Origin of the sequence: Natronolimnobius sp. AArcel1, from assembly GCF_011043775.1 — an archaeon.
GTDB lineage: Archaea > Halobacteriota > Halobacteria > Halobacteriales > Natrialbaceae > Natronolimnobius.
Genome location: NZ_JAAKXY010000001.1, coordinates 778,864 through 802,437 on the forward strand (window position 1 = coordinate 778,864; position 23,574 = coordinate 802,437).

Consider the following 23,574-nt stretch of genomic DNA (forward strand, 5'->3'; position numbering starts at 1 on the left):
CATCACGATGACAATACATATTATCACTCAGACATGAACTGTGCGTAATGAGTGCGATTGCCCTCCGCAACGTACAGAAGCACTTCGGGAGCATCGATGCCCTTCGCGGGATCGACCTCGAGGTCGACTCCGGTGAGGTGTTCGGCTTTCTGGGGCCGAATGGGGCCGGCAAGTCGACGACAATCGACATCCTGCTACACTACACCCGCCCGAGCAGTGGCTCGGTCGAGGTCCTCGACCAGGACGTGACCACCGACCCGGTGGCCGTCAGAGAGCGCACTGGCATCCTCCCCGAAGGGTTCGCTGCCTTCGAGACGATGACCGGCCGCCAGCACCTCGAGTACGCCATCGAATCGAATGGGGCCGACGATGACCCGGACGTTCTTCTCGAGCGCGTCGGCCTCGAGGGCGTTGGTGACCGACTTGCACAGGACTACTCGAAGGGGATGACCCAGCGACTCGCACTCGCGATGGCGCTCGTGGGCGAACCCGACCTCCTGATTCTGGACGAACCCTCGACGGGGCTTGATCCCCACGGCGTCCGGCGAATGCGCGAAATTGTCCGCGCGGAACGCGACCGCGGCGCGACGGTCTTTTTCTCGAGTCACATCTTAGAGCAGGTCGAAGCCGTCGCCGACCGCGTGGGTATCCTCCGCGCCGGCGAACTCGTCGCGGTCGACACCATCGATGGCCTGCGCGGCGCGGTCGACGCCGATGCCGAACTGACGGTCGATATCGCCGAAGACCCAACAGATCTCGCACCCGAAATCGACTCGCTCGAGGGCGTTTCCTCGGTGATCAAACGCGACGGCGAACTGGTCGTCGCCTGTACGAACGAGGCGAAACTCTCCGTGCTCGACGAGATTCGCGCTGCTGGTGGGACGGTTCGTGACTTTACTACCGGCGAGGCCTCGCTCGAGGACCTGTTCGTCTCCTACACGGAGGGATCACGATGACTCGAGGCTGGCGACTGATCGCTCGCAAGGAGATCGGCGATGCGATTCGCAACCGACAGCTGTACTCGAACGCTGCGATGTTCGTCATCCTGTTCGGACTCGTGACGTACGTCCACGTCGGACAGGCACGCGAGGGCTTTGCCGACCCCGTTGACCTCGTGGGAGCACTCAACCTCTTTACGATCATGCTCGTTCCGGCAGTCGGGTTAATGCTGTCCTATGCAGTAATCGTCAAGCGCCGCGAGGATGGGCAACTGACGCTGCTGCTCGGGTTACCCCACGACCGGCGCGACGTCGTTATCGGGACCTACCTCGGCCGATTTGTGATCTTTGCACTCGCGCTCGTGGCCGGTGTCGTCACTGCGGCGATACTCGCGCTCGTCTTTCGCATCGAACTGGCGACCACTGAGTTGCTTGGCTTCACCGTGCTTGCAAACGCACTCGGACTCGCCTACATCGCTATTGCGATCTGTCTCTCGATGCTAACGCGCGACCAAACATGGGCCTCAATCGCTGCCTTTTGTACGTTCTTGCTGTTCGTCCTCGCCTGGCGATTCGTTCCCGAGGTGACGACGTACGTCGTCTACGGCTTCGAGATGCCCGCCCAGCAGCCATGGTGGTACGACTACGTCGGCGCACTCTCGCCGTCGGTTGCCTACGAGCGAGCCCTCGAGTTCGTCATCGACGAGGAGTTTGACCAGACACTGTCCGCGTTTGGCATGTTCGTACTCGCCGGGTGGGCCGTCCTCGCACCCGCAGCGGGCTATCTGCAGTTTAAAACAAGCGATCTCTGAGACGGTTTATTCCCACTCGCGGCGTTCTTCGACGCGATCTTGGCGTTCTTGGACAGTGAGCAGATACGCCCGAAGGAACGCCTCCTGATCACGTTCGCCGGCCTCGAGTTCGATCAGGAGATCCTCGAGACCACCGCGTGGGTGATGACAGAGGTCGCGATGACAGGTCTTACAGAGATATTCGAAGGCCTTGTCCTCGCGGTCCCAGCGGTTGCCGTACTTATCGTACTCACGGGCCATCGACCGGCCGGTCTCGTCGCCGCAGGCGAGGCAGGTGACCGTCGTCATCCGGTTTCGTGAGGACCAGGGCCACATAGAAGCTACATAGTCGCGTTACTATTTAGCGATTGTCACACGTTCGCATTGAACAGAGTCTCCGCTCGAGCGACCGGTTCGAAAGTCAACGGACTGCAGCGGGCTCACGGGGGTTGCTCGAGTGGGCTACCTGGGGCTAATTCTCCTGTTACATGCCGGTAGTACCGAACCCACAGGGCCTGCAGCGGGATAATAAGGAGCGGGACGAAAAACGCTACCGTGACGGTAACGGTAGCGACACCGATTGAAATAAGAAAGACGAGCGGTGCGAGCAGCCCCCGGATCGTGATTAGCATAGCCACCTGGTCGTCGATGGCGTCGCTGGTCATCCCGGTCCGCGCGGCGTAGGTCCAAATCGTCGAGAGGATAATTCCGACCAGCGCGAGGTTTGTCGCGTACAGCGACCAGGCAAACTGCGTCCCGTAGACCCCGAGAATCTCCGTTGGGTACGGAAGAAACGAAATCGAGAGCAAAAATAGCAGGTTTAACCAGAGTAAGACGCGATCGTGGCCGACAATGTGCTGAAAAAGGTTGTGATGGACAACCCAGTAGAGGCCAACGACGAGAAAGCTCAGGAGGTAACTGATGAGCAGCGTCTCCTGATCGGCGAGCGCCGCAGGTAACTCCGCCCCAGAGACGTCAGGAACGTTGAACTGGAGAATTAAAAGCGTCAGAACGATGGCGAAGACGCCGTCGCTCAGCCCCTCCATTCGATCCGTTCCGTCGCCACCAAGCATCCAGACCATACCGGTCTTACGCCTCGAGAGCGCATATATAGTAGCCACTGCAACTATTTACACGCTGATCGCCAGATAGGTCGGCGATCAGGTGTGCATTGACTTGCAGTGGCTACTATAGTGGTCGTCAACGGAGAACTCGACTCGAGTACGGACTGTCTCGAGCGCTAAGAATCTAATCAATTAAATGGATACGGGAGGTAGGGCCGGTATGCAGGTCAAATCGCGACATCACCTTCGAAGCGACGCTGTCTCGGATCTCGAGGATGCACTCGAAGCGCAGTTGGGCGTCGAACCCGCTGGAGACACCTACGAGCGGGTTGAATTCGAAGAAACTGATTGGGAAGTGATCTTGATCGATGGGGAGCCGCAGGTCGCCCATTTCGACGACGAGCCGTTTCTCACCGTCCGAGGGGCCAACGCCTACGAGCCTGAAAAGCGACTGGTCACCGTCGACGCTGGCGCAATCTCGTTTGTCAGCGACGGCGCAGACGTAATGCGTCCCGGCATTACCGAGGCGACTGACGACATCTCACCGGACGATCTAGTCGTTATCGCCGAGGAGTCTCACGGAAAGATGCTCGCGGTTGGACGCGCCCGCGTCAACGGCGATGAAATGGCCGGCAACGAGGGGAAAGTCGTCGATTCGCTCCACCACGTTGGCGACGAACTATACGAGTTTGCCGGATAGAGAAGAGATCAGTCGGCCGCCGAGTTTTCGGCCGTATCGATGACGTCAGTCGTCGGGAAGACGTGCCCAGTTTCGTGTTTCATACCTGCAAGTAAAATCGCACCAGCGAGCAGTGGCAAGAGCGCACAGACAGCGTAGATCGGCCAAAAGCCGACGGTTTCGACGAGCGGGAGAGAGACAAGCGGGCCGAGACCGCCGCCGATATCGCCGAGGACGTTGTTCGTGCCGGTCGCTCTCCCCATCCGATCGTTCGGCGTGAGATCAGCAAGCAGGGCAATAAGCGGGCCACTCGTTCCGCCCTGTCCGGCCCCGATGAGGACACAGGCGAGCGTCAGCGTCCAGACTGAATCGGCAATTGCGAGCAACAGAAAACCCACAGAGGATATCGCGACGAACACGAGCAACGTTGGCACGCGCGAGACGCGATTATCGCTCATATAGCCTCCGTAAAACATGAACACGGCCGCTGCGATCACCGTCACGGCCATGAAGATACCCGAACTTCCCTGCGCGTCGAAGCCGAAGACACTGATCTCGAGTTCGCCAAGAAAGAGCACGAGTGTAGCAAACAGCGCGCCGATATAGGCAAAGAGAATCGTGAAGTTAACGAGGCCGACGGTAAGCGTCGAGACAGTGTAATCGATCTCCCAGGGCTTGACCGAACGGTTGACCTCGCCTTCGACGTGCGTTTCTGGGACTGTTGCGAAGGCAAGCGCCGCAGCGAACAGCGAGAAGACGGTTGCGAGGACGAACGCGATCACATCACCAGGAAGCGAAAAGAGGGCGCCGTCAGCGACGTCGCTGACGATACCACCAAGGACGAGTCCGGTCGGGAAGCCAAAGATGCTCCCACCACGGATGAGGCCCATACTCTGGCCGCGCGAACCGCTTTGGCTCACGTCCGCAGCGATGGTGTACGCTGTTGCAAAGACGAGCGCGCTGCCAAGTCCCCAGATGATTCGGGCGAGCAGGAACCACGCCTCAGGCGCTGGTGCGACATATGCAATAACGTAGCCGAACGTCGCAAGTGCCTGGATCAACATCCCGACGACGAACGGTTTTCGCGTCCCAACCCGATCGACCAGGCTTCCTGCCGGCGCGTTCGCAAACAGCCTCGAGAAGCGATTCGCGCTCAGGATAATACCGACCAAAAACGGCGAGATACCGAGTACCTGCCCGAGATTTGGCAAGATTGGGAAGATGACACCGCCACCGAAGCCGACAAAGAAGGTACTCGCGATGACAGAGCCAATAACGAGGTACTCGCTGCGGCTGAGACCGCCCGCATCCTCACGCGACTCGTTTGTAGCCGATTCGTCAGTCGGTGCGTCCGCCCCGCTCATCGTTCGATCACGGGCCGAAGACAGCACAGAGTAGCGAATTTCGAGGGCGATACAACTGGCGAAACGCGCCGCGATAGCAGTCGCGAGGAGAGAGCCGAGTACGTAACCACGCTAGTTGACTGAGTGGTCAGTTAGCGTTTATGCATTTCGCTTGCCGATGACTCGTGACCGACGTTCACGACGGCTGATACGGAACAGGCAGACGTTTAGTCGCATGAGACGTCTCAGCGTGTATGTGCGGACGCTACACCCTTACACTCGAGCGCGACGACCTCGAAGATCGCTTCGGTGTGACCGTCGACGGCTCCTACACGCCGCGGTACAACGCCGCACCGGGCCAGAAACTGCCGGTTATCACGAGTGATGCACCTGAGGAGATTCGCCGACTCGAGTGGGGACTGGTGCCCTCGTGGGCGGACGACGACACCGGCGGACTGATCAACGCGCGTGCGGAGACGATCGATGAAAAACCGAGTTTTCGGGCGGCGTACGAGCAGCGTCGGTGTTTGGTCCCAGCGGATGGGTTCTACGAGTGGGTCGAGACGGGCAGCGATGGCGACGAGAGCAGTGGGGATGGCAGCGGCAGTGGCAGCAACGGCGGAAAACAACCCTACAGAGTCGCCCTCGAGGACGACCGCCCGTTCGCGATGGCGGGGCTGTGGGAGCGCTGGGAACCCAATGAGGAGACGACCCAGTCAGGGCTCGATGCCTTCGGAGGTGGCGTCGAAGAGAATACTGCAGACGACGGCCCACTCGAGACGTTTACGATCATCACGACCGAGCCGAACAACCTTATCGCGGACTTGCACCACCGAATGGCCGTCATCCTCGAGCCCGGTAGCGAGGGAAAATGGCTGACAGCTGACGACCCAAAACGACTGCTCAAACCCTACGCAGCCGACGAAATGCGTGCCTATCCCGTCTCGCAAGCGGTCAACAATCCGGCGAACAACGACCCTGCGTTGCTCGAGCCACTCGAGTCCTGAACCGCCGCCCTAATACACTTAAATGTGTCGTCGATCGGCGACCACACGGCGCGTGTGGGGTTCGATATCACAACACAACACAGCGTCGGTTATCGGCTGCAGTACGGTGGTTTTCAGTACTCTGAGACGACACACTCTCTGTTTCGCCGGAACGTAATACCAAAGAGTTTATATAGAATCACAATCAATGAATCAGCTGACTATGAGCCAGCGAATGCAGCAGGGACAGCCGATGATCGTGATGAGCGAGGATTCCCAGCGCGTCAAGGACAAGGACGCCCAGGACTACAATATCAGCGCCGCTCGTGCGGTCGCTGAGGCCGTCCGTTCGACACTTGGTCCAAAAGGAATGGACAAAATGCTCGTCGACTCGATGGGCTCCGTCACCATCACGAACGACGGCGTCACCATCCTGCAGGAGATGGACATCGACAACCCAACGGCCGAAATGATCATCGAGGTCGCCGAAACCCAGGAAGACGAAGCTGGTGACGGCACCACGACGGCCGTCGCAATCGCCGGCGAACTCCTCAAAAACGCCGAGGACCTCCTCGAGCAGGACATTCACCCAACGGCGATCATCAAGGGCTTCCACCTCGCAAGCGAGCAGGCCCGCGAGGAAATCGACGACATCGCACAGGACGTTGACACCGACGACGAGCAGCTCCTTCGCTCGGTCGCCGAAACCTCGATGACCGGCAAGGGCACCGAGGTCAACAAAGAGCACCTCTCGCAGCTCATCATCGACGCCGTCAAGCAGGTTACCGTCGAGAGTGACGAAGGCGACAACATCGTCGACCTCGAGTACCTCAACATCGAGACCCAGACCGGCCGCAGCGCCGGCGAATCCGACCTGCTCGTCGGTGGCATCGTGGACAAAGACCCCGTCCACGACAACATGCCAACCTCGGCCGAAGACGCCGACATCCTGCTTCTCAACCAGGCAATCGAAGTCGAAGAAGCCGATGTCGACACCGAGGTCTCCGTGACGGACCCAGACCAGCTCCAGAAGTTCCTCGACCGCGAGGAAGAACAGCTCAAAGAGAAAGTCGACCAGATCGTCGACACCGGTGCTGACGTCGTCTTCTGTCAGAAAGGCATCGACGACCTCGCACAGCACTATCTGGCCAAGGAAGGCATCCTCGCCGTCCGCCGCGCCAAGAAGAGTGACCTCGAGTTCCTCTCGGAGGTCGTCAACGGTGCCGTCATCTCCGACCTCGCAACGGCAACCGAGGCCGACCTCGGCCATGGTGACGTCACCCGCGACGATGATGACGACCTGTTCTACGTCGAAGGCGACGACGCCCACGGCGTGACGCTCCTGCTCCGTGGCTCGACCGAGCACGTCGTCGACGAACTCGAGCGCGGTGTCAACGACGCACTCGATGTCGTCGCACAGACCGTCTCCGACGGCCGCGTCCTCGCAGGCGGCGGCGCAATCGAGGTCGAACTCGCCTCGCGACTGCGCAACTACGCCGACTCCGTTTCGGGCCGCGAACAGCTCGCTGTCGAAGCCTTCGCCGACTCGCTCGAGCTCGTCCCTCGCGTGCTCGCTGAGAACGCAGGCCTTGACTCCATCGACACGCTCGTCGACCTCCGTGCAGCCCACGAGGACGGCGACATCGAAGCCGGCCTGAACGTCCTCTCGGGCGACGTTGAGGACACCTACGAGGCTGGCGTTGTCGAGCCAGCCCACGCAAAGGAACAGGCTGTGACCTCCGCTGCTGAGGCCGCAAACCTCGTCCTCAAAATCGACGACATCATCTCCGCCGGCGACCTGTCGACGGACAAGGGCGACGACGAAGCAGGCGGCCCAGGCGGTGCCGGCGGCATGGGCGGTATGGGCGGCGGCATGGGCGGCATGATGTAAGCGAGGTTCGGAATGAGCGAAGCGAGTGAGAACCTCGTACGGCGAGCGGGGAGCGACTGCGAGGCGTGAACGCAGTGAAGGCCTCGAGAGCGAACGGCGAACGGAGTGAGCCGTGAGCAGCGACCCGCGAGCGAAATCTAAATTTTGCTCTACAGGCCGCCTTCGGCGGCCCTCGGCAAAATTTAGTATAAAAGCACTCCTCTCTCCGTTCCGTCGCGCTCCGCGCGACTCCACATCAGTCGTCGGCCCGAGCGTGACACGCTCGGTGAACGGCATCGTTCGGGTTCTCCGAACCACTCACTCGCCGACGAGCAGTTCGGAGGTGGACGCGAGACACGTTCTCGTATTTTCACCGGATCTTTCGTAGACGCTGTTCGTCCACTCCCGAGTCCATAATTACCATCCGACAATTCGATAGTCCGAACTCACATCATACCTGACACCCATGCAACTAATGAGGCCAGGTATCGTAGCTTAGCTATGAGCTATCAGACCACTATTGGCTGGTCGATCTTCACCTCCGGAATCGTTACCCTCCTGCTGGTCGCGCTGCCGGGCGACTCGATCTGGTGGGGGATTTTCCTGTTGGTTCTGGGAATCGCAATCCTCTACGTTCGCTGAGGGCCACTCGAGGTCGTCAGCGCCGTCAATTTCACCTCGAGACCCCTGTCAACCGGCGTAACTCGCCGCCATCGCAGGCAGTTTAGGAGTCCGACGGATAGCGAGTTGGCAGTGAGTACCACAGAGGACGAAACACCGTTTGACGCCTATCGCGAGGATGTCGACCGACCGCTGACCAGACTCTTTCGCGAGTACGCGCCCGGCTATCTCGGCTACTTTTCGGTTGGGATGGTCGCGAACTTCATCGCCCGCATGGCGAGTCTCGTTCCCCCACTAATTCTGGGGACTGCTATCGACGCGATTTTTGTCGAACCAAACACGGAAGCATTTGACCTTCCGCTAGTGCCAAACGCCGTGTTGCCGACGACAGAGATTGGCCAGTTCGAGTTCTCTGTGATGGCGATTGTTTTTGCCTTCCTCGCAGTCGCCGTCTTCACCTGGATCTACGGCGTCACCGCGAATCTCTTCGCCCACAGCGTGATGCACACCGTCCGAGTCGACTCCTTCGAGAAGATGCAACAACTCGACATGGCCTTCTTCGACGAGAAACAGACCGGCGAGGTCATGGCCGTCCTCAACAACGACACCCAGAACCTCGAGATGTTCCTCGATAACGCGATCATGAACGCCGCCCGGCTCATCCTCATGGTCGGGGGCATCACAGCCGTCCTCTTCTATCTGAACTGGCAACTCGCCTTCGTCACCCTGTTTGCCGTGCCCGCAATGGTCGTCTTTACCCTCTGGTTCATGCGCGTCGTCGAACCCCGCTACGTCCGTCAGCGCTCGTCCGTCGGCCGACTGAATACGCGCCTCGAGAACGCCATCGCTGGGATGGGCCTGACAAAAACAACCTCAAGCGAGTCCTACGAGGTCGACCGAGTCAGTGACTCCTCGATGAACATGTTCGAGCGGACAATGGACGTGCTTAGACTGAGTTACATCTACCGGCCCGGCATGGAACTGCTCGCTGGCGTCGCCTTCGCCGCGACGTTTCTCGTCGGCGGTTACTGGCTCATGATGGACACCGCACCAGGGCCGATGACGGGATCGCTCTCGGTTGGTGATTTCGTCGTCTTCCTCATGCTCACCCAGCGCATCGTCGACCCGCTCGCCGAAGTATCGAACATCGTCGATCAGTACGAGAACGCCAAGGCCTCGAGCGAGCGCATCTTCGGACTCATGGACATCCCGGTTCACGTCGATGACCCGGACGAGCCCGCCGAAATCGAGCCTGTCCAGGGTCGCGTGACCTACGAAGACGTCTCCTTTAGCTACGAAGACAGCGAGGTTCGGGCCGGATCGGGCGACGAGACGGCCTTCGAGGAGACTGTCATCGAAGACATCTCCTTCGGCGCCGAACCGGGCGAGACGGTCGCGTTTGTCGGTGCGACTGGAGCGGGCAAATCGACAGTTCTCAAACTCCTGTTGCGACTGTACGACGTCCAAGATGGGACGATCCGACTCGATGGCCACGATATCCGCGACGTCGCGCTCTCGGACCTTCGCTCCGCGGTCGGCTACGTCAGTCAGGATACGTTCCTCTTCGATGGAACAATCGCGGACAACATTCGCTACGGCTACTTCGACGCCACCGATGAGGACGTCACAGCGGCCGCAAAAGCCGCTCAGGCCCACGAATTCATCACCGATCTCACGGAAGGCTACGACACACGTGTCGGTGAGCGCGGGGTTAAACTCTCCGGCGGACAGCGACAGCGAATTGCACTCGCCCGGAGTGTCCTTGCCGATCCGGAAGTATTGATCCTCGACGAAGCGACGAGTGCAGTCGATACGAAGACGGAACTGCTGATTCAACAGTCAATCGACGAACTCACCGAAGACCGGACGACGCTTGCGATTGCACACCGCCTGTCGACGGTGAAAGACGCGGATACGATCCTCGTGATGGACGACGGGGAAATCGTCGAGCGCGGGAGTCACGACGAACTACTCGCTGCGAACGGCCAGTACGCAACACTATGGAGCGCACAGGCAGGTGATCGAGAACAGGCGGCGAAGGCGCTCATGGAAGACGATGACTGACAGCCGAGAACGATAACGGGCAAGTACCGAGGCTCAGGTCTCGTCGACGTCGAGTTCGAACTGCTTGTTTTCGCTGACCGCGTTGAGGACGACGCTCGTGTTCGAGGCTTTGATATCCGGATCGGTGAGCAGGGACTTGATCTGTTCGTTCATTCCATCGGTGTCTGTGAACTTGCCGATGGCAATCACGTCGTAGTCACCTGTAACCTCGTAGACGCTGATCATCTGCTCGTGGTCGCTGAGCGTGTCAGTCACGTCCGGCAGGGCGTTCCCCTCGACCTGCAACTGGATAACCGCGGTCACATCGTAGCCAACAGCGTCGTAGTTAACTCGTGGCGTGTACCCCTCAATGACGCCCTCATCCTCGAGATCCGAGAGGTGATTCGAGATCGTCGTCACGGAGACATCGAGGTCCTCGGCGAGACTTCGGAGACTCGCGCGGCCGTCGCCCAAAAGCGCATTCACTAGTTTTGCATCGAGATTTTCGTACGTCATCACATCTAACCTCTCGTCCGGCCCTTTAGAAATTTACGAATATTCAATTCCAGTCGAGCGACGGAAGATTTGCAGAGAGCAGTAGGGTTTTAGTAGCGGAGATGCTTGAACAGCACGACCAGAAGATGACAAGCGGAAACATCAGCGAGGCGGAACAGGCGGTACTCGACGAAATTGAAGCGAAAGACGTTGACTTCCTCCGACTGCAGTTTACCGATATTCTGGGCACAGTCAAGAACGTCGCCGTCCCGGCCCGCCAGGCTGAGAAGGCGTTCTCTGAGGGCATCTACTTCGACGGCTCTTCTATCGAAGGCTTCGTTCGGATTCAGGAATCAGACATGCGACTGGTTCCCGACCCGGACACCTTCGCCGTTTTGCCATGGCGCAACGACGACGAGAGCGCCGCCGGCCGAATGATCTGTGACGTCTACGACACCTCCGGCGGCGAGCCGTTCGAGGGCGACCCACGTCGCGTCCTCAAGAACGCACTCGAGCGTGCCGAGGAGATGGGATACACAGTTAATGCCGCCCCAGAGCCCGAATTCTTCCTGTTCGAAGAAGACGAGGATGGCGGCGCAACGACGAACACCAACGACGCCGGCGGCTACTTTGACGTTGCCCCGAAAGACCTCGCCAGCGATGTCCGCCGTGACATCATCTACGGACTCGAGGACATGGGCTTCGAGATCGAAGCCAGTCACCATGAGGTCGCCGAAGGACAGCACGAAATTAACTTCGAGTACGACGACGCACTCGCGACGGCGGACAACGTTGCGACCTTCCGAACGGTCGTCCGTGCAATCGCCGCCCAGCACGACTATCACGCGACCTTCATGCCCAAACCGATCCCGAAGATCAACGGCTCGGGCATGCACACCCACATTTCGCTGTTCACCGAGGACGGCGAGAACGCCTTCCACGACGAGGACGATGAGTTCAACCTGAGCGACGAAGCACATGCCTTTACCGCCGGACTGCTCGAGCACGCACCGGCGATCACCGCCGTTGCAAACCCGACAGTCAACAGCTACAAGCGACTTGTCCCTGGCTACGAAGCACCGGTCTACGTCGCCTGGTCCGACCGCAACCGCTCGTCGCTGATCCGCAAGCCCGCAGCCCGCGTTCCTGCCGCCAGCCGCGTCGAACTGCGTTCGCCCGACCCATCGTGTAACCCATACCTCGCACTCGCCGCCATGATCCACGCCGGTCTCGAGGGCATCGAGAACGACCTCGAGTGTCCAGATCCGGTCCGCGAGAACATCTACGACTTCGACGAGGAAAAACGTGAAGAGTACGGCATCGACACGCTGCCATCGAACCTTGGCGAAGCCGTCGACGCACTCGAGGACGACGAGGTTATCTACGACGCCCTCGGCGAGCACGTTGCGCCGAAGTTCGTCGAAGCCAAGAGCCAGGAGTTTGAAGAGTACCTCATCGATGTCTCCCAGTGGGAACTCGACCGCTACCTCGAAACCTACTAACGACTGAAGTATCGCGAGTCACGCAGGGCTCGCACTGTCACTTCACAGCCGCGCTATTTTTTGACCGGCGTTCAATCACGCGAATAGTCGGGGAGCCATCGCCCGAGGCGAGACACAACGATAGCACGAGACAGAGCACCGACTCGAGACAAACCACGTCACCGGACGGGAGACAAAACGAGGGGACGACCGAAGCTCAGGAGCGCCACTCACTGATTCGGTTCCGGAGTCGTCCCGGAACGCCGAGAATTGAGAGCCCGGCTCCGAGCAGCACCATCAGTATGTAGACGCCGAGCGTCGACGTCCAAACGGTGAACATCGCCAAGATCGCCCAGATCCCATCGAGGAAGTAAAACGCCGCGATAGCCATGGCCGTCCCATACAATAAGACGAGATATGGGCCCCAGCCGTGGGCATGGCCGCGACGAACGCGTCGGCGGACGTAGCGTTTGAGTTCGCCCTCGAGTGAGTCTTTTTCGACGGTTCGGCGTTCGACATTGCCTTCGAACTCGTCGACGCGGTCGCGCAGGCGTTCGATCTCCTCTCGGAGCGCGGCCGGATCGTCAGCCCGGTCGCGGGTCCGTGCACTCGAACTCGAGCGCGAGTGGGCGCGTGCGTGCGAGTCGGTTTCGGTCGGTCCATCGCCGCTGTGCGAGCGATCGGCTGGATCCGTATCCGTGCCCCCCTCGTCGCCACCCGTAGCGTCGTCAGTCATCGCTTCTACCTCGATCTGTCGAGCGCCGGGACTTTGTAGCTGCCGATCCAGTTCACGGTCGGCGAGAACGGCATTGCAGACGGCACCAAAGACGAGGATGATCGCGCCGATATACAGCCAGATGAGGACGAGAAAGACGGCTCCAAGTGCGCCGTAGATGACCTGTTCGGACGCGAGCGAGGCGTAGACGGTAAACGCCCGACTCAGTACGAACCAGCCGACGGCTGCAAGGATCGTGCCCGGAAGCGCCTCGCGAATGCCCACGTTCGCGTTCGGGAAGACGACGTACAGCGGCAGGAACGTGACGACGAGTCCAAGAAGGATCAGCGCTGGGCCGACCGGACCAAGGTCGATAATGGGAACGAATCGAATCACGACCTCGAGGATGCCAACCAACGCGAGACCGATTGAGATCACCAGAAAGACGATCATCGCATCCCAGGCGGTATCGAGCAGGGATTTCGTCGCTGCAGTCCCGTACACCTTCGAAAAGGCGCGGTCGAGCCCACGGAAGACGCGACTCGAGCCCCAGAGTAGGCCGAAGGCACCGACGACCGTAGCGCTCTGACGGCCGCCTTCATCGAGGACTGTCTCGGCAAGCAGTTGCTGTGCCGTTGGTGTCAACACGTCACTCGCGGCGGCTGTGAGTCGCGCTGCAAGCGCGTCACCACCAATCGATGCGGCGATCCCGAGAGCCAGCAACATGAGCGGGACAAGCGAAAGGAAGCCATAGAAGGCGACGCCGGCGGCAAGGAGCGTTAGCTGTTCGGTCCGAGCGATACCGAGGGCACGACGACTGTACTCGAGTGCAGTACTGCGATCAATCACGTACGCCACAGTTAGGCAGCCAGAAAGATATGTTATTGTGTGGCACGAACTCGAGTCTGTCATGGACCGCGACATTATCTGTCGGCGTGATGACCGTCTCGTATGGAACAGCGACGCTGTCCAGACTGTGGCGTGACGATGGAAGCAGTTCCCGTTCGCGACGGCAACAGCATGAAACTCTCGATCAAAACGGGGACACGAGATGGACTGCTCGGGAAATTGGGTGTGTCGAACAGCGCACACCTGCAGAGTGTCTGTTGTCCGGAATGTCGACTCGTCAGGCTCTACGCCGAGGATGACGACTGACAGCGAGTACCGTATGTGTTAGCTGAATCGAGGCGCTAAGCCCCCTTCCTCAGCGAGCGCCGACCGGACGGGAGGCACGAACAGAGAGGGGATACAGCGTTCACAAGAGCAAGCTCTTGTGCAGCCCATCAGAAACGCGAGCGTTTCTGAGGACGTCCCCAGAAATCGGAGATTTCTGGTGTGCGAACGAGACGCGAAGCGTCTCGTCAACGCCGCCCAGTTCTCACACACGATTCGGTGGCAGGTCCACAGGACCACGCAATCGCAACGTTTTTTCAGTAGGGTGTTATAGTATTGACAGAACCCAATGGAATACGACCTCGACTCGGGAGCGCACTCGACGTTTTCCTTGCACTACCACCTGATACTCACCACGAAATATCGGCGCGGAGTGCTAACCGAGGAGCGAACCCAATTCATTCACGAGGTTATCAGCGGGTTCACGGACAACTACGGTGTCGAACTGACGAACCTCGACGGCGAGGACGACCATGTACACATCCTCTTCCGAGCGAAACCAACCACAGACCTCGTGAAGTTCATCAACACGGTCAAGGGCGCGACCGCCCGCCGTATCCGCAACGAGTACTCGGACGAACTGAAGACCGAACTGTGGGGCGACTCGTTCTGGAACGACTCGTACTGCCTCATCTCGACGGGGCAGGTGTCTCTGGATGTGCTGAAACAGTACGTAGAGGACCAACGCGAGAACTGATGTACTACGCTTACAAATACCGCCTCAAGCCGTCCGACGCCCACCGCGAGGAGTTGGACCGTCACCGAGACATTTGTAGGCAACTGTACAACCACACGCTCTACCGCCTCAACGAATACCAAGACGAACACGACGAACTGCCGTCCATGACCACGCTTCGGTCGGAACTCCCCGACCTCAAGAAGTGGTGGAACGGCCTTTCGGACGTGTATTCGAAGGTTCTCCAAACCGTCGTGGAACGCCTGTTCGACAACCTCAAAGGACTCTCCAAACTCAAGGAGAACGGCTACGACGTCGGTCAACTCAAGTGGAAGCCGCCACGGGAGTTCCGTAGTTTCACGTACAGTCAGTCTGGCTTCAAGCTCGACAAAAAGGGCGGTCAGACTGTCCTGTCCCTCTCGAAACTCGCGGATATACCGATTCGGCTCCACCGCGCGATCCCCGACGTTCATAAGAGCGACAGCTCTTGTGCAGCCCATCAGAAACCCCCGATTTCTGAAGACGACGCCACGCTCAAGCAGGTCACGGTCAAGAAGGAACCGACGGGCGAGTGGTTCGCCACGTTCGGCGTCGAAATGGACCGTGAACCACCTGAGCTGCCCGAAAATCCCGAGAATTGCGTCGGCATCGACGTAGGGATTCTCAAGTACGCCCACGATACCGACGGCATGGCAGTCGGGTCTCTCGACCTCTCGGACGAACGTAAACGCTTGGAACGAGAGCAACGGAAACTCTCGCGCAAGCAACACGGGTCGAACAACTACGAGAACCAACGGCGTCGAGTCGCGGAGTGTCACGCCGACCTCCGTCGGAAGCGCCGCGACTTCTTACACAAGCTCTCGGCGTACTATGCTCGGGAGTACGGCCTTGTGGCGGTCGAAGACCTGAACGTGAAGGAGATGATGGAGTCGCCGTCGAACAGCCGAAACACCGCATCAGCGGCATGGCGAACGTTCCTCTCGTTGCTCGAATACAAGTGTGAGCGCGAGGGGACACACTTCGTGGCGGTCAACCCGAGAGGGACAACCAAGGAGTGTGCGTCCTGTGGCGTTTCGACGGACAAGCCGTTGTGGGTCCGTGAACACTCCTGTCCCGCTTGTGGGTTTGAGGCGGACAGGGATGCAAATGCAGCGTGGAATATTCTTTCTCGCGGCCTCGAAGACGTAGGAGTGGGATACTCCGAATCAACGTCCTCAGAACCTGTCGGTTCTGATGGGCTGCGAAAATCACGGAGTGATTTTCGAACGCCTGTGGAGACTGCTCTCCCTGTGGATACGCCCGTATCTGCAAAGCGCGTCGTGGAAGCAGGAAGCCCTACCCTCAAGGAGCGAACGGCGTCAACCGTGAGCGAGTAGGGTAGGGTAGTTCACACGAGTCTGTCTTCAGTCGCCGCTCGAATCTCGCCAACGCTTGCGTCCGTCTTGAACGTCGTCCCGCCATAATGGGCGCTCGAGGCCGCATACCCCGCCTCGCGGAGGTCCTCGAGAAAGTCGTCCATCGCATTCGCAGGCAGCCCCCAGTTCTTACAGAGCTTGTGCTGGTCGTAGTGGGTGGGTTCCTCGAGTTCGCCCTCGAGTGTCCGACAGAGTTCGCGGCCCTTCTCGGCAGTGCCGAACGCATCCGGAAGTGTCTCGCGGACCGTGGCGACAAAGTCGGAGTCACAGTAGGCATCGAGCCAAATCGGCCCGGCGACGAGGATGCGCTCGCCGCCACAGTGGGGACAGGTCTCCAGTGGGTCCGCGATCATGCCGTACTCGGCCTCGCGGTAGAGACAGTCCTCGCAGTGAGAGATGTAGCCGAGGTGCTCGAGGGTGGCGTCGGCCGCGCTGGCTTTCCGGTCGAGTTCGAGGTAGGTGCGGACGTAGTGGCTGGTCGCGTGCGTCAGGATTGGATCGACGCCGACATCGAATCGGGCGGCGCTGCGGGCAAGTGCGGAGAGGAGGGTTCGAACGCCCATTTCGGCGTGGTAGTCGGTGTTTTGCGGAACCGCACTGTAGGATCGAATCCCGCTGTTGAAGTGCGCCCCACACAGCGGCGCGGTGTCGGTCGCGGTCACACAGACCAGATCACGACAGCGCGCGAAGGCTGCGTCGGCGAAGGGCATCGGCGTGCCGTAGGGGTCGAGGTCGATCACGTCGAACGCCTCGTCGTGCATGAGCGCGTTGACGTTGCGGTGTTCGACCCGCGTCTGGTCGGCGACCCCCACACGCTCGAGGTTTTCTCGAGCCAAATCGACTGCCTCGCTATCGAGGTCACAGCAGGTCACGTCCCAGCCGTCGTCGGCCGCTCGAGCGCCGCGGATGCCGCTTGCGGTCATCGCGTCAAGATAGCTCTCGGCGCGTTCTTCGCGTTCGCGGAACGCCCGCAGCGTCGCAATCGTCAGATCCCGATTCAACTCCTGGCGGGGATTGTAAAAGACCGACTCCTCGACGCCCTCGGTCTGCTCGCCTGGAACCTCGAGTTCGAGTCCACCCTCAGTGACGCGCATACTGGCTCTCGTCGGGGCAGCGCGAAAAGCGCCGTGATTGTCGATTGCCGGTGACGAACGACGCTGCCTGAAGAGGCGCGGGACAACCAAACCGATTTTACAGTCCGGGACACAGTCACGAACGTGTCGAACGCGAACCCCGTTGAGCAGTGGCAAGCCGACCTCGAGGAGGCAGGCGAGTTGACGCCGGAACTCGTCGAGCAGATCTCACAGCTGCACGGCGACCGCGGGGTTCGCGCCATCGAAGCCGTCGGCGAAGGCCGTGTTAAGTCATACCAAGATTTTACAATCGTCGTCGGCTACGACGACGAGTACATCGTCGAAGACGGTGGCTGTACCTGCAAAGATAGCGAGTACAATCTGGACGACGACGATCCGACGGAACTGTGCTGGCACGTCCTCGCGGTCGCCATCGCCCGCCGCGTCGGGCACGTCGACTACCACGACATGTGGTACTCGGAAGTGCGTGAGTTGCTGTAACTACACCGCTACGTCATCCCTCGGTGGCCCCGCTCGAGCGCGAATGAGTCCGAAGATGATGATGCTAGCTCCGCCGAGCAGGAGCATACCACCAAGGAACGACAGCGGTGCCTGTACGAGGCCGGATAGCACCATATAGAGTCCAATCGCGACATAGCCAACGCTCTGGAGGCGCCACCACTCGAGATCGTAGCCACCGACCGACAACTGGTCGCGGACACCAGCAACGACGAACGCCACGCCAGCCAAGAGCATCAGTCCGCCGCCCGCAAGCGTTAGAAGTGCCGTCGTCGACTCGAGACCCGCTTGAAACGCCTCGAGCGAACTCCACAGCGACCAAGCAAACGTCGCGAGAAACAGGACACCAACGGCGAGACTTACACGTCGTTCGAACTGCGCCATACTCGCATACTGAGCGCCATCGCAATAATTGTAGTGCAGCAAGACAGTTCGCTCGAGTGTGCAGTGTGCCCCGGTAGACTCCGATCAGGCAGTGAGAGTCGACTCATCCACAGACAGTCGACGGATCGTCTCTCGAACAGTGTCCGCATCGTCGGGGTGCGTGCCGTAGACGACCCCATCAGCATCCGCCTTGGACTCGAGTTGGCGCGTCAGCTCCGCAAGCCGCTCAGCATCGACATCGGCCGCGGACAGCTGAATCGTGAGTGGAACAGCGATGGCCTCGAGTTCGCTTGCAAACCCGTGTGCTAGCGACTCGACCCAGTACGTTGTCCCGTAGCCGACGCCACAGAGCGGGACGACAAAGCCGTCAACGTGTGGCTCGAGTGCGGCTGGCTCGATGCCGGTCCGCTCGCGCAGGTGGCCGGGATAGGGGTCCGGATACAGAGTCACCAGCAGGTCGCCAGCGACTCGGTCGGCCGCTGAGGCAACAAAATCCGTGATGAGATCGGTGCGCCACGTCTCGCGGTCATCGAATGAACTCTCGGCGAACGCGCGAGTACAGCGCTCGCAATGACAGAACGACGCGCCGGGGAAGCCAACCGTCGTGAGTCGAACATCACCTACGCTGCCAACTCGTTCGATTCGCTCGAGCAGTGCCTCACGGTAGTCGTCCGCCGATGGACAGACCGTGCCCCAGTGTTGTCCGCGAGCGGCGGGTGTTGCTCGCGTGCCATCAGCAGCCACCGCAGCCAGCGCAGGATCAGCTCGAATCGCTTCCGTATCGCCCCAGCAGGCGACGGCGTTGACCGCCCCCTCGAGTGGCTCACGACGCGTGCCATCGACTGCCTCGACGAAAAAGTGTGGCTGGTCGCCGACATCTGCGTAGGCCAACTCGCGGTCATCTGTGAGCACTCCGTACATACCACCGCGTTCGTAGAACACGAACGTAAAGCCACCTCACTCGAGCGTCATCGGGCGTCAATCCGATTCGTTACACGCGGCGATGATAACCTCTGGATCGTCGATCAGTCGATTTTCCATGTAGTTGCCCTTCCCTTTCCCCGCCCACTTGCGCTCCTGTTCGATAATCGAGAGAAACTCGAGTTCCGAGAGGATGTCTCGAACCCGACGGAGCTTCAGGTGATCAGACTGATCACGGTCACAGAGTCGCTTGTAGAGTTCGTAGGCCTCGTTCGTCCGCACCGGCACGTCAGTCCCTTCTTTCTGCTGGGTGAGCAACGCCATCGCCTCGAGGACGAGTTTCGCATGACTCGGACTCTTCGAGATGAGTTCGGCCAGACGGCTCGTCTCCTCACGTTCGTGGGCCTGATCGACGCACGACTCGGTCACGCGCTCGCGGTCGTTCTCCTCGGCGATCTCGCCGGCAAAGCGGAGGATGTCGATTGCCTTGCGCGCATCGCCATGTTCACGGGCCGCAAGGGCGGCGACACGGGGAACGACGCCATCCTCGAGAACTCCCTCGTGGAAGGCATCGGAGCGCGACCGGAGGATTTCACGGATCTGGGTGGCGTCGTAGGGTGAAAAGACGTACTCGCGTTCACAGAGACTCGACTTGATGCGCTCGTCGAGTGAATCCTTGTAGCGGACCTTGTTCGAAATGCCGATGACGCCGACCGTACTCGAGGTGAGTTTCCCGGATTCGACGGCTCTCGAGAGTTGCATCAGGATGTCGTCGTCTTCGATTTTGTCGACCTCGTCTAAGATGATCAGCGCGACATCATAACGCGTGTCGATGATCTGCCAGAGCCGGCGGTAGTATTCGGCGGTGCTCAATCCCGAATGAGGAATCGAAATGTCCGTTTCGGCTTTGTCGTTGAGCCGATGGCCGGCCGACTGGACGGCCTGTGTTTCGGTCGACTCCTGCAGACAGTCGACGTAGGCGACGCCAATCGCGATGTCGTTTTGCTTGGCGCGGTCGATTGCCTGGTTCGTGATGAACTTCGAGCACAGCGATTTGCCGGTACCCGTCTTTCCGTAGACGAGGACGTTGTTCGGCGTATTCCCGCGCGTCGCCGGCTTGATCGCGTTCGCGAGATTCGTTAGTTCGTCCTCACGACCGATGATTCGGTCACCGTCGGGGAGATGTGAGACCTGCAGAAGTTCCTTGTTCCGGAAGATTTCGTTCTCCGTTCCGAAATAGTCCATCGAATCCGACATTCACTGATCAACGATACTGTTCGGCCTTTTCTTAAACCTTCGGAACCGCATTTCCGCTGTATAGGGCGCGTCTCCCCGCGTGATGACTCGAGAATCCGATTACACACCCCTCGGTTCCGCTGTATAGAGTTCGGGAGACCCCGTGGTTCCGCTGTATAGAGAGGGACGCTTCAGGTACTGCCTCGTGTGCGTCACTCGAGAGTCAGGTGGTGAACAGTCCTGTTTGCTGAGACATGTGAGTGGGTAGAAGCCCCACAGTGCCGCTGTATACACGCCGGACCCCTGAGTGCCGCTGTATGGACTACCGACAGGATAGGTATAGTAGCCACTGAAAGTCAGTGCACACCCAATCGCATGACGGCTATGCGATTGGTGTGTAAACCGTTTCAGTTGTTACTATAGTTGGACGCACTCTGCGAGTCGAACTGTCGACGGTGTCAACCACAATTCCGCTGTATTCGAACGCGAACTCGTGTCAGCAGAGTCATTAATGGGGATTCCCACCCCGTGGTGCCGCTGTATAGTGAGACAGACACCCCGCAGTGCCGCTGTAAGGATGGAGGTGAGTGGTCGAGTCGAAACGGTGGGTGAGTTGGTGGATCACTCGAGTCTTGGCGATGCCAAGATATCCATGAACCACAACTCTCAGTGCCAGAGATGGGACAGTACGGATACCACGTCTACAGGAGGGAACCAACAACAAGAGAAGCGTCCTACAGGGAGCGACTCCCTCGAGAACGGTGAGTTCGCCTCGAACTCGAGTGGTGTTCGATCCGAACCGAATAGATATTGTTCGATTGACTTACTGGACTATTACACAGTTATTATATTTATTAACTCCGGTATTGGGTCAAGAGTAATCCGAGTAGTAAATTGGAGGAGAGAACAAGTTCGGAGGACTACACCGCTATCGACCACTGCTGTTTTCAGAGAGCACCGGCCCGCTCCCAGACAACTGACTCACAGCTGCCGATACTCGAATCCAAGTTACCTGAAAAACTCCACGTCCAATACACCACTATACAGCGGCACTCCGGGGTGTGTCTCCACGACAGCACACAGAAAGACGACCGCAGTGTTACTCCTGCCGACAGATTTCAACAAAGTTCCGCAGAATCTGCAATCCAGTTTCTCCGCTCTTTTCGGGGTGAAACTGCGTGCCGAAGACGGTGCCATCTTCGTTGGCGATGATCGACGGGAACTCGAGGCCGTACTCCGTGCTCGCGACGGCTGCGTTCTCGTCGTCCGGGACAGCGTAGTAGGAGTGGACGAAGTACGCGTACTCACCGTCGACGGATCCGCCGCCGACGGATCCGTCTGCTCGTTGCGTCGGAGACGCAACGTTGTCTATCCCCTCGACCAGTGGGTGGTCGCGCTCGACCTCGAGTTCGTTCCAGCCCATATGCGGGACTTTCTGGCCCTCATCGAATCGGACGTTGGTGCCGGGAATCAGGTCCAACCCCTGTACGGCGGCGTCGCCGTCAGTTTCACCCTCTTCGCTGGTCGTCAACAGCATCTGCATGCCGAGACAGATCCCGAACAGGGGTGTGTCACTTGCTGCAACCTCGAGGAGTTCCTCGCGGAGTGGGTCAGCGTTTTCGACACCCTCTCGGAACGCGCCGACGCCGGGGAGGACGATGCCATCGGCGGCGGCGAACGCGTCGGGGTCGTCAGTGATCTCAACATCGGCACCGGCGCGTTCTAACCCGCGAGTGACGCTGCGGAGGTTTCCCAGGCCGTAGTCGACGACGACCACGGAGGCAAGTGATTGCTCGCTCGCAGACGAAACAGTGCTCATACCGGTACTGGGTGGGAAGCGCTAAAGTGCATTACCCTTCCCGCCAACCTTACACGGTCAGACAAATCGGTACGGCATCAGACGTACTCCGACCGCAATCAGAAATTGTCGAGATGCGTCTGGCCGCTTCCGCCTTCGCTGCCCTCAACGCCAGCGAGTTCCGCTGCGTGGGCAATCGTCTCGTTGAACGTCTCCTCCTGGCTGCGATCATACAACATTGCGGCGGGGTGGACACAAATAAGGAGTCGCCGCGGCGTTCCCTGAATCCGCACCTCCTCGACTGTGCCGGCCTCTTTGGTCACTGCGACCGACCGCTCGAGGAGGTGTTCGCTTGGCACCTTTCCGAGCGTGATAATCACGTCCGGATCGACGCGGTCGATTTCGGTCTCGAGGTAGCCACGGCAGTTGCCGAGTTCCTCTGTCGTTGGATCGCGATTCTCTGGCGGTCGACAGCGCACGCAGTTCGTGATTCGAACGGACTCGCGGTCGAGTCCGACGGTCCGAAGTTGATCGTCCAGTACAGAGCCGCTGCGGCCGACGAACGGCTCGCCTTCCGTATCTTCCTGTGCACCCGGACCTTCACCGACGAATAGTACGTCGGCGTCTTCGGGACCGGTGCCGTTGACGATCTGACTGCGAGAGTCGACCAGTTCGGGACAGTGCGCACACTCCGTCACGCGACACTCTTCCATATCGCCCATGGATGGCGCTTCGCCGGGGACCTACTACGTCTTTCGCCTTTCCGATTCCGAATCCCCTGTCCCCGACCGCACGTAGGTATCGCCTGCTCGAGCCGCGAGCCGTGCGACTCGAATCGGTTCCGGCCGGCCGCCTTCGGGCGTAAATCCGCGAACAACCTCGGCTGCCGCGTCGTGCTCGAGGCCGACACATCTGACGTAGACCGTCTCATTGCCGACGGACACCGCCTGTCGCTCGGGGAGCGAGCGATACGCCTCGAGGCGCTGGTTTCGTTCGGGACCCGAAAACGAATCCTGAATACCGGCCTCGAGGCCGGCACTATCCTCGAACGTGACGGCGATTACTGGCCGGTCGGCTGTGCGTGCAATCTGTGAAAGATCAAAAATGTTGTACCACGCGGGGGCGACCGCGCCGAGTAGGACGTATCGCACGTCGGGTCGCTCGAGCGCCCGAACGAGTTCGCAGACGGCAGCCGTTGCGTCCGTGCCGCCGACAGTACACGACGCGTACGCGAGTCCATCGACCACCTGATCAGCACGGACGACAGCCGCCGCAAGCGTGCTTTCAGACTGTGACCCGTCGTTGCCGCGGTACGATTCCGCAATGCCAAGCGCTCGCACCCCGGCTTTCATC

At 59.7% G+C, this 23,574-nt stretch carries 24 protein-coding genes; 12 read left to right on the forward strand and 12 right to left on the reverse strand.

Annotation, left to right across the window (positions count from 1 at the left end; translation table 11 throughout):
- Positions 1–47: 47 nt before the first annotated feature.
- Complete coding sequence (locus G6M89_RS03725) at positions 48–956, forward strand: ABC transporter ATP-binding protein (RefSeq protein WP_165160441.1); 909 nt, start codon at positions 48–50, stop codon at positions 954–956.
- Positions 953–1,750: an ABC transporter permease subunit gene (locus tag G6M89_RS03730; RefSeq protein ID WP_165160442.1), complete on the forward strand. Its 798-nt coding sequence runs from the start codon at positions 953–955 to the stop codon at positions 1,748–1,750. Before G6M89_RS03725 ends, G6M89_RS03730 begins: the two co-directional genes overlap by 4 nt.
- A gap of 6 nt (positions 1,751–1,756) precedes the next feature.
- Here G6M89_RS03730 and G6M89_RS03735 read toward each other — a convergent pair whose 3' ends face one another.
- Positions 1,757–2,065 carry a hypothetical protein gene (locus G6M89_RS03735; protein WP_165160443.1) on the reverse strand — a complete coding sequence of 103 codons (309 nt, stop codon included), beginning with the start codon at positions 2,063–2,065 and terminating at the stop codon, positions 1,757–1,759.
- A 104-nt stretch (positions 2,066–2,169) separates the two neighbouring features.
- On the reverse strand, positions 2,170–2,811 hold the full coding sequence (locus tag G6M89_RS03740) for a TMEM175 family protein (protein ID WP_165160444.1): 642 nt from the start codon (positions 2,809–2,811) through the stop codon (positions 2,170–2,172).
- Between the two features lie 202 nt (positions 2,812–3,013).
- On the opposite strand from G6M89_RS03740, the gene G6M89_RS03745 reads away from it, so the two are divergent.
- On the forward strand, positions 3,014–3,493 hold the full coding sequence (locus tag G6M89_RS03745; RefSeq protein WP_165160445.1) for an RNA-binding protein: 480 nt from the start codon (positions 3,014–3,016) through the stop codon (positions 3,491–3,493).
- Between the two features lie 8 nt (positions 3,494–3,501).
- Here the strand turns inward: G6M89_RS03745 and G6M89_RS03750 are convergent, their stop codons facing one another.
- Complete coding sequence (locus G6M89_RS03750) at positions 3,502–4,836, reverse strand: MFS transporter (protein WP_165160446.1); 1,335 nt, start codon at positions 4,834–4,836, stop codon at positions 3,502–3,504.
- A gap of 233 nt (positions 4,837–5,069) precedes the next feature.
- Here G6M89_RS03750 and G6M89_RS03755 point away from each other — a divergent pair, with 233 nt between their 5' ends.
- From G6M89_RS03755 to G6M89_RS03770, 4 genes are all read left to right on the forward strand, one after another.
- Positions 5,070–5,822 carry an SOS response-associated peptidase gene (locus G6M89_RS03755; RefSeq protein WP_165160447.1) on the forward strand — a complete coding sequence of 251 codons (753 nt, stop codon included), beginning with the start codon at positions 5,070–5,072 and terminating at the stop codon, positions 5,820–5,822.
- A 214-nt stretch (positions 5,823–6,036) separates the two neighbouring features.
- Positions 6,037–7,692, forward strand: a complete 1,656-nt coding sequence (gene thsB, locus G6M89_RS03760; protein WP_165160526.1) for a thermosome subunit beta — start codon at positions 6,037–6,039, stop codon at positions 7,690–7,692.
- A gap of 480 nt (positions 7,693–8,172) precedes the next feature.
- The gene (locus G6M89_RS03765) at positions 8,173–8,313 is read left to right on the forward strand and encodes a hypothetical protein (protein ID WP_165160448.1); all 141 of its coding nucleotides are present in this window, start codon (positions 8,173–8,175) and stop codon (positions 8,311–8,313) included.
- A gap of 111 nt (positions 8,314–8,424) precedes the next feature.
- Positions 8,425–10,356: an ABC transporter ATP-binding protein gene (locus G6M89_RS03770; RefSeq protein WP_165160449.1), complete on the forward strand. Its 1,932-nt coding sequence runs from the start codon at positions 8,425–8,427 to the stop codon at positions 10,354–10,356.
- Positions 10,357–10,389: 33 nt separating this feature from the next.
- On the opposite strand, the gene lrp is transcribed toward G6M89_RS03770, so the two are convergent.
- A complete protein-coding gene (gene lrp / locus G6M89_RS03775; protein WP_165160450.1) occupies positions 10,390–10,851 on the reverse strand; it encodes an HTH-type transcriptional regulator Lrp in 462 nt (153 codons plus the stop codon).
- Between the two features lie 125 nt (positions 10,852–10,976).
- Between lrp and glnA the strand changes: the two genes are divergently transcribed.
- Positions 10,977–12,332 (forward strand): type I glutamate--ammonia ligase, encoded by a 1,356-nt coding sequence (glnA, locus tag G6M89_RS03780; RefSeq protein ID WP_165160527.1) that lies wholly within the window; start codon positions 10,977–10,979, stop codon positions 12,330–12,332.
- 196 nt (positions 12,333–12,528) lie between these two features.
- Here the strand turns inward: glnA and G6M89_RS03785 are convergent, their stop codons facing one another.
- Positions 12,529–13,875 (reverse strand): YihY/virulence factor BrkB family protein, encoded by a 1,347-nt coding sequence (locus tag G6M89_RS03785; RefSeq protein ID WP_165160451.1) that lies wholly within the window; start codon positions 13,873–13,875, stop codon positions 12,529–12,531.
- A 102-nt stretch (positions 13,876–13,977) separates the two neighbouring features.
- On the opposite strand from G6M89_RS03785, the gene G6M89_RS03790 reads away from it, so the two are divergent.
- From G6M89_RS03790 to G6M89_RS03800, 3 genes are all read left to right on the forward strand, one after another.
- Positions 13,978–14,181 carry a hypothetical protein gene (locus tag G6M89_RS03790; RefSeq protein WP_165160452.1) on the forward strand — a complete coding sequence of 68 codons (204 nt, stop codon included), beginning with the start codon at positions 13,978–13,980 and terminating at the stop codon, positions 14,179–14,181.
- 307 nt (positions 14,182–14,488) lie between these two features.
- Complete coding sequence (gene tnpA, locus G6M89_RS03795; protein WP_165160453.1) at positions 14,489–14,896, forward strand: IS200/IS605-like element ISHmu6 family transposase; 408 nt, start codon at positions 14,489–14,491, stop codon at positions 14,894–14,896.
- Complete coding sequence (locus G6M89_RS03800; RefSeq protein ID WP_165160454.1) at positions 14,896–16,251, forward strand: RNA-guided endonuclease TnpB family protein; 1,356 nt, start codon at positions 14,896–14,898, stop codon at positions 16,249–16,251. Before tnpA ends, G6M89_RS03800 begins: the two co-directional genes overlap by 1 nt.
- Before the next feature lie 11 nt (positions 16,252–16,262).
- Here the strand turns inward: G6M89_RS03800 and G6M89_RS03805 are convergent, their stop codons facing one another.
- Positions 16,263–17,384: a tRNA (guanine(26)-N(2))-dimethyltransferase gene (locus G6M89_RS03805; RefSeq protein WP_165160455.1), complete on the reverse strand. Its 1,122-nt coding sequence runs from the start codon at positions 17,382–17,384 to the stop codon at positions 16,263–16,265.
- Between the two features lie 123 nt (positions 17,385–17,507).
- Between G6M89_RS03805 and G6M89_RS03810 the strand changes: the two genes are divergently transcribed.
- A complete protein-coding gene (locus G6M89_RS03810; protein ID WP_165160456.1) occupies positions 17,508–17,864 on the forward strand; it encodes a hypothetical protein in 357 nt (118 codons plus the stop codon).
- Here G6M89_RS03810 and G6M89_RS03815 read toward each other — a convergent pair whose 3' ends face one another.
- The 6 genes from G6M89_RS03815 to G6M89_RS03840 form a co-directional block, all read right to left on the reverse strand.
- Positions 17,865–18,266, reverse strand: a complete 402-nt coding sequence (locus tag G6M89_RS03815) for a hypothetical protein (protein WP_165160457.1) — start codon at positions 18,264–18,266, stop codon at positions 17,865–17,867.
- 84 nt (positions 18,267–18,350) lie between these two features.
- Positions 18,351–19,187: a hypothetical protein gene (locus G6M89_RS03820; RefSeq protein WP_165160458.1), complete on the reverse strand. Its 837-nt coding sequence runs from the start codon at positions 19,185–19,187 to the stop codon at positions 18,351–18,353.
- Positions 19,188–19,244: 57 nt separating this feature from the next.
- Complete coding sequence (locus tag G6M89_RS03825; protein ID WP_165160459.1) at positions 19,245–20,444, reverse strand: Cdc6/Cdc18 family protein; 1,200 nt, start codon at positions 20,442–20,444, stop codon at positions 19,245–19,247.
- Between the two features lie 1,078 nt (positions 20,445–21,522).
- The gene (gene hisH / locus G6M89_RS03830) at positions 21,523–22,242 is read right to left on the reverse strand and encodes an imidazole glycerol phosphate synthase subunit HisH (RefSeq protein ID WP_165160460.1); all 720 of its coding nucleotides are present in this window, start codon (positions 22,240–22,242) and stop codon (positions 21,523–21,525) included.
- A 98-nt stretch (positions 22,243–22,340) separates the two neighbouring features.
- On the reverse strand, positions 22,341–22,943 hold the full coding sequence (locus tag G6M89_RS03835) for a uracil-DNA glycosylase family protein (protein WP_165160461.1): 603 nt from the start codon (positions 22,941–22,943) through the stop codon (positions 22,341–22,343).
- Positions 22,944–22,967: 24 nt separating this feature from the next.
- The gene (locus tag G6M89_RS03840; RefSeq protein ID WP_165160462.1) at positions 22,968–23,573 is read right to left on the reverse strand and encodes a DUF99 family protein; all 606 of its coding nucleotides are present in this window, start codon (positions 23,571–23,573) and stop codon (positions 22,968–22,970) included.
- Position 23,574: the final 1 nt, after the last annotated feature.